Below are 13,218 nucleotides of genomic sequence, written 5' to 3' on the forward strand. Positions count from 1 at the left end.
TCCGAAGTCGTATGGGTGTGCGGGGTGGTCAGGTCACGGTGATGACCCCGGCGTCCGTGCCGGCCGGCGTGTACTCGGCCAGCCGCGCCCGCAGGCTGTCCAGGCGCTGCGGCTGGTACAGGTCGTGGAAGGCGCCCATCTCCGAGCCGTCCTCCGCGCCCCGCCCGATCTCCTCCGGGCAGTTGCCGGCCAGTTGCGCGTAGGCCGGGGTGCCGTACCGCTCGCCGGTGAACAGCGGGCGCACCAGCGGCGCGTGCTCGCGGCCCGCGAGGTCCGGCTGGCAGCGGTACCGGCGCGGGGTGCGCGAGCCGGGCGGCACGTACGAGAACCGCAGGCAGCCGACGCCCCGGCGGGCCACGTGCATCCGCCCGGTGAAGACGCTGTTCTCGGCGATCTCCACCGCGTGGGTGTGGACCTCTCCGATCACGGTGGTGCGGTGCGCGTGCAGGACGGCGTGCGCGTGGCGGCAGTCCGGGGCGGACAGGGCGGCCCGCTCGTGGCCGGTGGCGTCCAGGACGCTGTCACGGATGTGGATGTCCAGCGGGTCGTGGCCCACCTCGTCGCCGATCACCTCGATCGTGCCCAGGACGCTCCGCTCGATCGCGACGCACGCCGTGGTCCGGTCGAGCACCAGGCTCGCCTCCTCCGGGGAGTGCGGGTCGCACTCCGGCTCCAGCGACCAGCCCGGCACCAGCGTGCAGTGCCGCAGCACCACCGCGCCCACCGGACCGGTGACATTCAGCCCGCGCCCGGTGATCAGCAGCCCGTCCAGCACGATCCGGGGCGCGTCACCGGCGCATTCCTCCTGCGCCCGGATGTTGAGCGCGTCGGGCCGGTTGCTGTACCAGTCGAGCAGCCGGATCACCGGCCGCGTGCCCTCCGCCGCCCGCAACTGGAGCCGGTCGCCCGGGTCCAGGTCGAAGTCCAACTGCTCCTGGTAGGCGCCGCTGTGCGTGATCTCGATGACCCCGTCCGGGCCGCAGCGCCCCGCCCGCCGGTCACCGCGCCAGTCCCCGTACGCGTCCATGATCCGCTGGTACGCCTGTCCGGGACCGACCCGGTAGACCTTCGCGCCCGCCGGCGTCTCCCGCTCGCGCGGGTACTCGCCACCGCCCATGTCGTCGGAGAACGCGTAGTGGTAGGTGACCCACACGCCCTGCCGCGGCGCGGTGCGCGACCCGAACGCGATCCGGCCGAGCACCGGATCGACCGCCACCTGCCCGCGCTTGGGGCGGTAGCGCCAGTCCGACAGGTCCGCCACCACCAGGTCCGACATGGGCACCGGCTCGTCCTGCCCGTCGCGCCAGACGGTGAACGACTTGCCCGGCCCGTAGTAGTCCGCGAGCCGGTCGGCGAGCTGCCTGCGGCTGATGTACGCCGGTACGGTGTCGATGGTGGCTGGGGGTCCCCCCACCGGAGGTAGGGGGAGCGTGGCGGACGGCTCCGGCACCGGCTTCGTCACTAGCGGGCTGTCGTTGCCCAGGATCGAGAACGTGTACAGGCTGCGGGCCCGGTCGACGCAGTACGCGGGCGCCCGGGTCACGTGGTACGGCTTGAGCCGCCACACGAACAGCCCCACCCCGGCCGGGGAGTACCCGCCCTGCCTCCGGGCCGACCCGGCCCGCCGCACGTCCACCGACCGCGCGACCGCGCCGAACGGCCCGCCCGCCAGGTCCAGCGCCGCACCCTCGCGCACATCGGCGAGCCGGCCGCGCTCCAGGCGCCGCGCGTTCCCGGCCGGTGTGCCCGGCCCGTACAGCTTCACCGGCTGGTGGGCGGCGAGCAGCCTGGAGAACTCCACCGCCCGCGACGGCCACCCGGCCACCGACCCGGCCAGCTCCTCCAGCAGCGCCAGGCTGCCCTTGCGCCGCCGGTTGGCGACCGTGGCGGCCACGTCCCGGCGCGGGGCCAGGGCCTCCGCCAGCCGGGCGCGCGAGTCGCCGTCCTTGCCCGCCAGCCCCCGCGCCTGGACCCGCTCGTACCCGGGCAGCGGGGTGTAGCCGACGAGGTCGCCCAGGTACGGCAGCACCCACGGGGCCGCCGTCTCCACGAACCAGTCCTCGTAGTTCTGCGCGACCCCCTCGCGCACCAGGTCGACCTGCTCGGCGATCACCGCGAGCAGTGCGCGCAGCGGTTCGCCGGCCTCGGCGTCGCGCAGCCGGTGCCACTGCGGGAGCAGCTCCATCAGCCCGTCCGGTTCCCTGTTGCTCGGGCTCATGCGGTGACCTCCGTCAGGATCAGCGTGTCCGCGACGTGCGGGGACAGCAGGGCGAGCTGGGCCGGGCGGATGCCGCGGAACACGCACACCGACCGCCCCTTCTCCAGTCGCCGGGTATCGGTGATGTCCGGGTTCAGCCGCAGCAGTCCCGCCAGTGGCAGGCCGTACCGGGCGGCGACGGACGTGAGGGTCTCCCCGTCCTCGGCGGTGACGCGGTGCACGTCCTCGTCGTACCGGGCGAGCCTCGCCGGGACCGTGGTGCGCGGCTCGGCGAGCGACCCGGCGAGCCCCGCCAGTTCCTCCGGCGTGACCGACGCGGGCACCCCGGTGAACACGTCCACGTCCACGTACTCCACGCCCGGCACCGTGTGCGCCGCCGCCAGCACCTCCGAGAGCCGGGCCGGCGCCCCCAACTCCCGCTGTCCCGCGCCGAAGTGGCGCAGCAGCGTCCGCCGCAGCCGGGGCTCCACGACCCGCCAGGTGTGGTCGCGCGCCACCTTCACCCGCGCCGACAGCAGCAACAGCACCAGCTCCCGCACGTCCACCCGCACCGGCAGGCGGGAGTCGCCGTACTGGGCGAGCGAGGACCGCAGCGCGCGCAGCACCTCCGAGCCGGGGCCGATCGCGATGTCGTCCACGCCCGCGACCGTCACGTGCAGCACCCGGCGCCGCCCGTCGAACACCTCGCGCGCCGCCGCCCGGCCGATGCCCGCCCGCGAGCGCGCGAAGTCCTCGTAGTCCTTCACCGACACCAGCCGGTCGAGCGCCGAGACGGCGAGCGGGATGGTGCGCCGCGTCAGCCCGGGGCCGTCCGCGTCCGCCCCGCCCGTCGCGGGCTGCGGGTTCGTCACGGCGGTGACACCCAGCGGCCGGGAGACCGCCTGGGTGATGCGGTCCGCCGCGACGTTGGCGGCCCGCCCGGTGCCGAAGCGGTACCGGGCGCGGACGTTCTCGTGGCCGGTGGGCAGCCGGGAGCCGTGCACGCCGTCGCCGAACGTCACGGTCGTACGCCCGTCCCCGGCCGTCCCCGTGACGTACACGCGCTCGGTGGGCCCGCGCCCGGCCAGGCTGTCCACCTCGTGCCACAGCAGCCCGTCGACCCGTACCTCCAGCGTGGGCGTGGCGCCCAGGGGGTTGTCGGCGGGCAGCCAGGTCAGCGGTGACTGCCAGAGCGTGAACGTCTGATGGGTACGGCTCGCGTCACCGCTGCCGATCGGCTCGTCGCGGCTCTCACCGTGCGTCGCCGGGACGACATTGCCCTGGACGCGCACGGTGTCACGCCGGTAGCGGTGGGCCAGGTCGGCGGTGAGCGTCAGTCTGGTGTGGACGTGGTCGCCCGGCAGGTGCGGGTCGCGGTGCTGCTCCACGGCCGCGATCACGGCGAGTTCCGTGCCGCGCACCCCGGACGTGCCGGGAACGTCGGTGCGCTCGCCCGACACGATCAGATGGCGGCCCGGCCGCAACCCGTCGTACAGCTCGGCCAGTTCGATGTCGTTGCCGTGCACGTCCTCGCCCAGTGGCTCGTCGGCCGGGCGCAGCGCCTCCCCGCCCGCGTGCACGGTGGCGTCGCGGATGGTGGACAGCAGCACGTCGTGCTCGTCCAGCCACGGATCGGCGAGCGTCAGCTCGGTGCCACGGCCGGTGATGCCGAAGTTGGTGTACGCGGCCGTACGCACGGCCGTCACCCGCGTCGTCACGAACGCGAGCTTCCGGTCGCCCGGGATGCCTCCCTGGGAGACCTCGACGCCCTTGCGGGGGCGCTCGATCGCGACCCAGCTCCCGACCGTGATCCCCTCGTGCACCGAGTCCAGCGGCAGGACGTGGCGGTCGGCCCGCTCCGGCACGGTCGCGAGGCCGATCTCCACGTTCGTCGGCTCGCTGCCGGCCGTGTACCGCACGGTCACCTCCAGCCCGCCGTGCGTGACCTGCCGGTGCTCACCGGGGCGCAGCAGCCAGCTCAGCGGTTCGCCGTTGTGCACGACCACATGGACGCGGCCGTCCTCGGCGGGGCGGGAGACGAACAGTTGCCGGTCCGGCAGGCCGTCCATGAACTGGGCGGTCACGCCCGGCTCCTGGGAGTCGGCGGGGCGGCGGGTCAGCCAGCTCAGGTCGTGGTCCGGCCCCACCCGGGTCTGCAACCACACCTGGCCGGGCCCCAGCGGGAACGTCTTCTCGGCGGGCAGGTTCTCCGACGTCTGGACGGACGAACCGGTCTCGACGTGCTGGAACTCGGCCCGCACCGGCACCCGGCCCGCCGTGTCGAACACCACCCGCATCGTCGTCAGGGCCGAACCGCCGAGCGGCCAGTCCGTCTGCCGGATCACCCTCCCGCGCTCGTCCTGCACCGGCTTGAGCGGCGCCGTCGCACCGAACGGCGCCGCCGTCACGCGCATCGCCTGGAGCTCACGCAGCAGCGGGGCCGTCACCGGAGCGGCATGGCGCCACGCCGCGTACAGCCCCTCCGCCACGCGCGGATCGAGCGCGGACAGCACCTGCGCGCCCAGGTCCGATCCGGGTGCGAACAACCGCTGCGCCGTGGGCGCCTGGGCCCTCGCCGGGGGTTTCACCTCGCGGGTGCGCAGCGCCGGCAGAACGGCCCCGAGGGCCCGCATGGCCGCGTGACCAGGAGTTCCTTCCGGCTCGGGCACCGGCTGCGAGGGCTCCAGGTCCGCCGCCCGCTCGCGCAGCTCGCCGACCACGGCCTCCAACCGCTCGAACCAGGCCGCGACCTCCTCGTACGGCGCGGCGATCGCCTGCGCCTCGGCCAGCCGCTCGTGCGGGTCCGCGAGGCGCCGGGCGAACCGCGCCGGGCTCGTGATGCCCTCCAGGTCGGCGCGCAGCGGCGCCAGCACCTGCTCGTCGAACGTCTCGATGAGCATGCTGACGGGACGCGGATTGGGGTTGTCCGGGGTCGGCTCCCCGTCCTCCACGTCGAACGGGTCCTCCGTGATCCACCGGCGCAGTTCGGCCACCAGCTCGGTCAGCGACGGCGGTGCCGACCGCGGCAGCCCGATCGCCGTCACGTCCTCGTCCCGGTCGACCCGGACGCGGGCCACCGGCAGCAGCACAGGCTCCGCACCGGCGAAGACGAACAGCAGCCTGTCACCGGTCCGCAGCGACGTGCCCGTACCGGACACGTATATCTCCGACCGCTCGCGCAGGTCCTCCGGCGTGAGCAGGCCCGGCCGCCGCCGGCGCACGGCCAGCTCGTTCCACGCCCAGCGGGCCGTCAGGTCCTCGCTCGTCTCGAAGGTCTGCGACTCCTCGCCGGCGGACGCGGGCACGCTGTTGCTGCGCGACCCGCGTGGGATCAGCACCTCCGTGTCCCCGTCCCGCGGATCACGGTCCAGGGTGTACGCCAGGTGCGTGTCGGCCGCGACACCGGGCCGTGCCCGGTGCCCCACGAGCCGCCCCAGCAGAGCCAGCGACCGGTGCTCGTTCGCCGTGCGCAGGTACCCCTCGTCGGCGATCCGCTCGGAGTGGAAGGTGAGCAGGTCGCCCACCACCGCCCAGGCGTCCAGCAGCGCGATCGCCGGGTCGTCGGGCGTACGGACGGTCAGCCCCCGTAGCGCCGGGTAGGCGGGCGAGGCGAGCCGGTCCAGCATGGCCGCCAGGAACGAGCCGTACTCACCGACCCGGTAGTCCAGGGCCGTGCGCCCCGGCGGGTTGTACAGGGCCTTCGGCGCATGGCGCTCGTCGTGCCCACCGCAGCCGCAGCCGCAGTGCCGGGAGCCGCTCATCGGGCACCTCCGCCCAGCTCGATCGACAGTCGGCCCAGCTCGGGCCGGTCGGGGTCGTTGTCGCAACGCGCGATCTCCAGCGGGCCGAGCCGCAGCACGCCTGCCTCCAGTGCCGTGTCGTCCGGTTCGTGGAAAAGCCGGGCCAGCCGGGTCACCCGGACGCTCCGCACGCCCTGGACGGCCGCCGCCACGGCCACCAGCCGGCTCAGCCGCACCGGTTCGCCGAAGGTCAGCGCGTCGGGGTGGAAGAGCCCGAGCCGCCCACCGGCCAGCCGGCGGCTGCCCAGGACCCGGTACAGCTCGGCCAGGATCTGCCCGTGCTGGTGGCCCGGCGCCGCGCACACCGTCAGCGCGACGTCCAGCGGCACGTGCCGGGCCGGGCCGACGACCAGGTCGTGACCGATCCGGCGGTAGCGCTCCAGGGCGTACGCCACGGAGTCCAGCAGCTCGGGCGACGGGTCGCCGCTGCCCAGCGCGTCGACGGCCACGTGCGCCTCCCGCACACTGCCCGTCCAGCGGATCTCGGCGGCCGCCCGCTGCACGCCGGGCACCTGGGCGGCCAGCGCCGCGTAGTCCTCGGCCGTGACGGCGCGCAGGCGCGTGCGCCTCAGGTCGAGCGGCGCCAACTGACGTACCTGCTCGACCGGTTCGGGCTCCGTGCCGCCGACGGCGGGCAGCGGGTTGCGCACGCCCGCCACCGGCATCGGCGCCCCGGTGTCGGAGTCCTCCGGATCGCGGCACAGGACGAGGTGGTTGATGGCCTCCGCGCCGACGTTGCCGGCCGTCCCGCCACCGAGCCGGTAACGCAGCTCCAGCCGCGCCCCGGGACGGGGCCGGGCACCGTGCCGTCCGTCGCCGAAGCGCAGCGCGATCCGCCCGTCGTCCTCCAGCTCACCGACGACGTGCCGGTCACGCGGGCCGCTGCCCAGCAGGTCGCGCCTCGGCGTCCAGACCTCGTCGCCCTCCTGGCCTTCCGCGAGGGTCACGGCGGGCAGCGCGGCCCGCGGGTCCTGGACGAGCGCGGCGGCGGGCCCCCGCAGCACCGGCTCGTCCGGGTGCAGCCCGGCCGCGTACCGGGGGCCCCACGTGTGGGCGACCTCCCAGGCGATCGACCCGTCCAGCACCGCCCCGGCACGCGCCCGGGCGGTCAGCACCTCCAGGCGGCGCACCTTGGCGGCGAGCAGCCGTTCGCTGCGGTGCAGCAGCTCGCGCAGCGCCCGCACCGGGTGCCGGCGCAGCTCGAGGCGCTCCAGCACCCGCAGCCCGAACAGCACGGTCAGCTCGGCGATCTCGGGCTCGGCCAGCCCGTCGCAGTCGCGGGCGCTGCGCCACAGCTCGACCAGCCGCGCCCGCACCGCGCCCGGGATCGCGGCCAGCCGGTCCGCCTGCCCGGCCGAGACGTGGCCGGGCTCCGGGAACGGCACCGACTGGACGACGGGGGAGCGGGGCAGCACCGGCCGGAAGCGGGGCTCGATGCCCGGGTGGACCACCTGCGCCAGCAGCGTCTCGAGCGCCTCGGCCTGCGCGTACGCCGTGCCGGGGACGACCTTCGCGCGGCGCCGCCCGGCCAGCTCCAGACCGATGCCGGCACGGCCGGTCGCGTCCTCACCGACCACGGTGAACAGCTCCCGCACCTGATCGGCGGTCAGCAGCCGCCCGCCACGCGTCTGCCGGAGCCGAGCGGTGATCAGGGCGGCCGTGGCGTTGCCGTTGTCGGGGTCCCAGCAGCCGAAGCCCGACGGGTCGCACGACCCGAGGACGGCCGGCGCGGGCGGCACGGTGACCGTGTCGGCCGTACCGCCGCAGAAGGTGAGCGAGCGGCCGTGGTCGACCAGGACGACGTTGCCGCGCGCCACGCTCACGTCCTCGACGGGCTCGCAGTCCGGGCCGCCCCGGGTGGTGAGGCAGACCGGGAAGGCGAGCGCGTCCTCCGCCGCCCACGTCACCTCCAGCACCGGCTGGTCGCACAACCGGTCCACGGCCGGGGTGACGGAGGTGAGGCGTACGGCCTGCCGGTGCGCCGGGTCGGCGTCGCCGGGCGTCCCGGACCGGGCGCCCCGCACCTCCTCGATCAGCAGCAGGTCGCCCGGCTCCAGCGCCAGGGCCCGCCGCGAGCACTCCTCGTCCGTCCACCCGTCCCGCAGCGTCGCGGACGTGGCCCCCTTGGGCAGCGCGCACACCTCGCCGCCCCAGGTCCAGAAGCGGATGGTGTTGTGCGCGGGGCGCAGCACCAGCGGCTCGTGCGCCACGACCGGTTCGAACACCTCCACCGAGCCGCGTTCCTCCAGCACCGCGAGGTCCCGGTCGTCGATGACGGTGCCCATCTCCGGCCGGTCGCGCGGCCCGAGCCGCCGCACGTCCACGGCGGCGAACCGGAACGTGCCGGGCGGCAGCGTCAGCTCCCGTACCGTTTCGACGGTGACGAACGCGCGGGCGTTGACGCCGTCGTGCATCGGGTAGTCGATGAGCCGCACGTGCCGGCGTACGGACACCCGGCGGCGGGCGGTGTCGAGGTACGCCTCGGTGGCCACCGCGTCCTGCTGGTAGCCGATCCGGTCGGCGGTGTGGGCGAGCAGCTCGACCAGCGTCGTGCCCAGGTCGGCGGCGTTGCGTTCCACCCAGTCGGGGGCCGTCAGCGCCAGCCGGTCCAGGATCAGCGTGCGGATCGTGTCGTAGTCGCGTGCCGTGTAGTCGATGACGGGCGCGGTGGGGAACACGGGCGGCCGGCCCGGCTGCTCGTCCACGCAGTCGAAGGGCGCCGGGCAGTCGGCACGGAAGGTGAACTCGGCCGAGTGGTACCGCTGGTCGAAGCCCGGGAACGGCTCGGTGCCCGGACGCCCGTACGGATCGGTGTCCACGACCGACAGGCGGTAGCGGGAGAGGTCGCCGGTCCGGTCGAGCGTGACGAGCAGCCGGTCGTCGAGCTCCGGGTCCTCCTCGCGTTCGACGCACACCTCGACGGCCTCGATGCCGGTGATCCGGCGACCGCCGTCGACGCGGATGTTCTCCGGGCAGAGTCCCTCGGGGGCCTTGCCGAGGAACGTCACCGTCAGGGTCAGCCCGTCGTCGCCGACCTCGACCGCGTCCACGCCACCCAGCCGCGCGGCGCGCACCCGGGCGCGCCTGTCGTGTGCGACCGTTCCGCTCATACGGCGCCCCTCCCCTCGAACACCTCGTCGCGCCGGCTCCCGGTGGAGCGCACCACATAGCGCAGGTACACCCGGACCACGTTGTCCTCGCTCACCACGGCCAGGTCCTCCACCTCGATCAGGTCGCCCAGCCAGCGCTGGAGCGAGGCCTGCACCGACAGCTCCAGGGCGGAGGCAAGCTCCGGGCTGTTCGGCGTGAACACCAGGTCCAGCAGCCCGCAGCCGAAGTCGGGCCGCATCACGCGCTCCCCGGGGCTGGTGAACAGCAACTGCTCGACGAGGTCCCGCACATGCTCGTCGTACTCCGCGTGCGCCGTCCGGCCCCGGGCGTCGACCCGGAAGGGGAAGGCGATGTCGGTACGTACGCTCCTCATCGCGACGACACCCCCCGGCCCGCCGGGGTGACGACCGGCGGCCCCTGCGGGACGAGCGCGGCGCTGAAGCACAGCGCGCTCGTGGTGTCGAGCAGCACCGGCGAACCGTCGATCAGCACCCCGTCGCCGGCAGGCGTCCAGCGGACCGTGGCACATGGGTGCGGCACGCCGTCGACGGTGTGCGGGCAGCCGCTGACGGTGAAGACGTCGGCGGCGGTGGGCACGGGATGGCCGTCGATCCGCACCGCGGACGACGGGGACGCGGCGGCCGGGACGACCCGGCCGCCGTGCGGGCAGCCGATCGCCGAGCCGCCGTTCACAAGATTCCCGGACAACACGATTCTCCCCGTTTCCTGACTATGGCTTCTTGGGCACGATCAACCGGCCCTCGTTGATGTTGACTTCGCTGCCGGTCAGCACGATCGACGCGCCCTGGCCATTGGCGACGGTCACGCCCTTCTCGTCGATCTGCACGTACGCCCCCGTGGCGGCCTGGAGGCGGATCCCGGTGCCGCCGGGCACGTCTCCCATCACCAATTTGTGCTGGTCGGACGTCTGGATCACCACGTTCTGGTGCGCCGGCGGGCCCGCCAGCGCGTCCGGGGGCAGCTCCGACTCGTGCCCGTACCAGCACCCCGTCCAGATGGGGTAGCTGGGGTCCCCCTGCTCGAACTCCACCCACACGCCGGCGCCCTCGGCCGGAACCGCGTACTGCCCGGACTGGCGCCCGGTGAACGGCAGGCAGGGCAAGGCCCATGTGGACGGCTCGTCACCCAGCACGTCCGGCACTTTGACGGTGACGCGGCCGATCCTGAGCGGATCCCGGTTGCTCACCACCTGGCCCCGGAACTTGCCGAGAAACCGGTTGTTCGGTCCTGCAGCCATGCAGAGTTCTCCTGGTCCTTACGGTCGCACGGTGGCGCTGCGGGCGATCAGTCCCTCACGTGAGAGCGTGAAGTTCTGCTGGTACGAGCCGGGCCTGATGTTGTGGGTGACGGACTTGACGTAGTAGTCGCCGTCGTACGCCCGGCCGGCGCCGCGCACTCCGACGAGCTCACGCGGCTGGAGCACGTATCCGTGCCGGTTGACGTCCAGTGACCCCGATCCGGAGACCGCGTCGGCGGACGTCGCGGCCCGGGCCAGCAGCTCGGCCTGGGCCTGCTCCGGGGCCCTCTTCGCGGTACCGGACAGCGTCTTCCGCTTGAGGGCGGGCGTGGGGCGCTTGCCGAGCGGCGGGCGCAGGGGATTGATGTCGGGCTGCGGCAGCAACCGGGAGTCCCGTGTCCGGGGGTCCTGCCAGCGCGCCTGTGGCTCCTCGCGTGCCGTCCCGTCGTAGGCGAACGTCAGTTGGTCGACGGTGGAGTTGACGTCCATGTTGACGTTGAGCGCGTGCTGCCGCCGGCCCAGCCGGCGCTCGGGCCCCCAGTAGGCGAAGGACTCCTCGTGCCCGGGTCCGGGCTCCAGGTAGAAGGTGTAGCCGTTCGCCCGGGCGAGATCGGTCACGTACTGGAGATCGGTCCCGGTCTGGTATTCGACGCGGAGTTGCTCGCGTGGTGGCTGATGGACGTGCTCCGGAACGACGCGCGGACGGATGCCGTAGTCCGCGTACCTGCCGATGATCCTTCTCACCCGTTCGGAGGGAGGCAGGTTCGGGTAGCGATCGGTCCGCTCCTCCAGATCCATGAGGAGGGTCAGGTCCTCGCCGGTGACGGTGAGGGTGGTCTGGCCGGGGACGTTGCTCACCCCCACCTCCTGCCGCACGATGAGCCCGTCGAGGATCACGGTCGACGTCCCCTTGATCGAGGTCGTGACGATGACCCGGGTCCGGGGGTCGAAGAACCCCTCGGGCAGCAGCCGGTCGGTGATCAGCCCTCGTTTGGTGAGGTCGAACGCCAACTGGAACCCGCTCCGTTCCCCGGCGGTCATGGTGATCTGCGCGGACAGCAGAGCCTCCGCGACCTCGGCGGGGACGGGCCGGGTGAGCCTGGGGCCCATGTGCAGGGTCAGCCGGACCGGCCCGCCCCCGACGGGCGTCTCATCAGCCATGGAACCCGCCCGCCCGGGGTATCCGGATCTCCCGTCCCGGCTCCCCGGTCAGCTCCCGCGGATCGAGTACGGGATTGGCGTCGGCGATCTGCCACCACTGCCCCGGATCGCCGAAGTACCGCTGCCCGAGGTGGTCCGGGCGCTCACCGCTGCTGACGGTGTGCGGCGCGGTGTCCCCGCCTTCCTCGTCGGCCGGCAGCGGCGGCAGTAACCGCCGCTTGGTGTACCGCACCTCGGTCCCGTCGGGCATGTGGTGCACCCCGATCTCCGCGTCGTGGTACCGGCTGGTGCGGGAGTAGGGGTGCGACCCGGGAATCGCGTCCAGCTCGCTCTCGTAGGGCTCGCTCACGCCTACAACCCCCGTCCAAGTCCCAGTTCGGCCAGCCGCCCACCGCGCGCGGCGGCGGCCAGCCGCTCCTTCTGCGCCAGATGCGCCAGATACAGGTCGGCCCCGCGATGCCCGGCCGGCAGATCGCTGACGCTGAGCACCTTCATGCCGATGCCGAGGCTCGCCCTGATCGGATTGAGATCGACGTCGAACGCCGACTCATTGATCGACAACTCGGTGAGCCGCACGGGCATCACGCGCTTGCTGCCCCAGGTGAACAGCGTCAGCGGCACCTCGATCGGGCTGATCTCGATGGCCCCCTTCTTCGTCAGCCGCGACGCCTCCCGCAACTGCGCGGTGGTGGGGTGCACCAGCATCTCCAGCGTCGCCAACTGCGGATGGATCCCCTCGGGCGCGGCCACCTCGAACTGATCGGTCGCGTCGATCTCCGCCGTGAACTTCCACGTCTCCTCGGCGGGCCCCTTCAGCCGCAGCGCCTCGTTCCGGTCCCCTCCACTACCGCCTCCGCCGGCGTCCCCGGACCCTCCGGCGGCCTGCGGGGCGAGGGACCGCTCCAGGGTGTCGGGGTTGAACTGCAGCACGATCACCCGCTGGGGTGTGCCGCGCTCGGGGTCGACGACGACGATGCCGGAGCGGATGGGCTTGGGTATGTCGGCGTAGCGGGTCACAGGCGGGCCTCCAGTCGCTGAAGCAGGTCGGTGTAGTCCCAATCGGGAAAGAGGTCGGGAAATACGTCCAGCATGCTTGTCAGCCGGTTCCGCACATCGGCGAAGTCGGGGTGTCGCAAGGACACCTCATCGGTGAACAGGTACTGCCAGCCGAGGACGCCTTTCGTCAGCGCGACTTGTCGAACGTACTGCGGATAGGTGAGATCAAGGCGCACGTACTGCTTGTCCCATCCCTCTGCCCGGTTCAGGTCCATGTCGTAGTACCAAATCTCCAGCGGTTCGACGTGGGGCTGGATGCGAATTGCTGCCAGCTGGCCGGTCGCGGCGATAGGGGTGTCATCGATGACGCGGAACTCGGCGAAGAGCTGACGCTCCGCATCGCTCGAACCTGGCCAGGCCAGCTCCGGAGGGCTCTGGAGGACCGCTGTGAAGAGATCCGTGATGCGGAACTCCCCGTGCAGTTCAGGCAATCCCGACGACCCATCCGTGCGCCATCGGTTGGCCAATTCCGAGATCCGCGGAGTGTTCCGGCAGAGGGCGCGGTCGAGAACGACACCCTGCCAGTCCGGGAGGTAACTGAAAAGGGCTGGCGGCTCCTCGAAGATTTCCCCCAGGTCGCCCGTCTTTGCCCGGTCCACCGAGAGGTGCGGAGTCTCCATGACCTCCTGCTGTGC

The 13,218-nt window shown here is 73.2% G+C and carries 10 protein-coding genes; all 10 read right to left on the reverse strand.

What is annotated here, in order from left to right:
• Positions 1-28: 28 nt before the first annotated feature.
• The 10 genes from AB0J57_RS06480 to AB0J57_RS06525 are packed head-to-tail and all read right to left on the reverse strand — an operon-like array spanning position 29 to position 13,203.
• Complete coding sequence (locus tag AB0J57_RS06480; protein ID WP_366126854.1) at positions 29-2,218, reverse strand: hypothetical protein; 2,190 nt, start codon at positions 2,216-2,218, stop codon at positions 29-31.
• Positions 2,215-5,958 carry a putative baseplate assembly protein gene (locus AB0J57_RS06485; protein ID WP_366126855.1) on the reverse strand — a complete coding sequence of 1,248 codons (3,744 nt, stop codon included), beginning with the start codon at positions 5,956-5,958 and terminating at the stop codon, positions 2,215-2,217. The genes AB0J57_RS06480 and AB0J57_RS06485 overlap by 4 nt, the downstream gene beginning before the upstream one ends.
• Positions 5,955-9,107, reverse strand: coding sequence for a putative baseplate assembly protein (locus AB0J57_RS06490; protein WP_366126856.1), 3,153 nt, complete (start codon positions 9,105-9,107; stop codon positions 5,955-5,957). The genes AB0J57_RS06485 and AB0J57_RS06490 overlap by 4 nt, the downstream gene beginning before the upstream one ends.
• A complete protein-coding gene (locus tag AB0J57_RS06495; RefSeq protein ID WP_366126857.1) occupies positions 9,104-9,481 on the reverse strand; it encodes a GPW/gp25 family protein in 378 nt (125 codons plus the stop codon). The genes AB0J57_RS06490 and AB0J57_RS06495 overlap by 4 nt, the downstream gene beginning before the upstream one ends.
• The gene (locus AB0J57_RS06500) at positions 9,478-9,819 is read right to left on the reverse strand and encodes a hypothetical protein (protein ID WP_366126858.1); all 342 of its coding nucleotides are present in this window, start codon (positions 9,817-9,819) and stop codon (positions 9,478-9,480) included. Before AB0J57_RS06500 ends, AB0J57_RS06495 begins: the two co-directional genes overlap by 4 nt.
• Positions 9,820-9,838: 19 nt before the next feature.
• Entirely contained in the window at positions 9,839-10,366 is a 528-nt protein-coding gene (locus AB0J57_RS06505; RefSeq protein ID WP_366126859.1) for a phage baseplate assembly protein V, read from the reverse strand.
• A gap of 18 nt (positions 10,367-10,384) precedes the next feature.
• Entirely contained in the window at positions 10,385-11,527 is a 1,143-nt protein-coding gene (locus AB0J57_RS06510; protein ID WP_366126860.1) for a hypothetical protein, read from the reverse strand.
• Positions 11,520-11,876, reverse strand: a complete 357-nt coding sequence (locus AB0J57_RS06515) for a hypothetical protein (protein ID WP_366126861.1) — start codon at positions 11,874-11,876, stop codon at positions 11,520-11,522. Before AB0J57_RS06515 ends, AB0J57_RS06510 begins: the two co-directional genes overlap by 8 nt.
• A 2-nt stretch (positions 11,877-11,878) precedes the next feature.
• Complete coding sequence (locus AB0J57_RS06520; RefSeq protein ID WP_366126863.1) at positions 11,879-12,544, reverse strand: hypothetical protein; 666 nt, start codon at positions 12,542-12,544, stop codon at positions 11,879-11,881.
• On the reverse strand, positions 12,541-13,203 hold the full coding sequence (locus AB0J57_RS06525; RefSeq protein ID WP_366126864.1) for a hypothetical protein: 663 nt from the start codon (positions 13,201-13,203) through the stop codon (positions 12,541-12,543). Before AB0J57_RS06525 ends, AB0J57_RS06520 begins: the two co-directional genes overlap by 4 nt.
• Positions 13,204-13,218: the final 15 nt, after the last annotated feature.

Origin of the sequence: Streptomyces sp. NPDC049837 (assembly GCF_040674455.1) — a bacterium.
Lineage (GTDB): Bacteria > Actinomycetota > Actinomycetes > Streptomycetales > Streptomycetaceae > Streptomyces.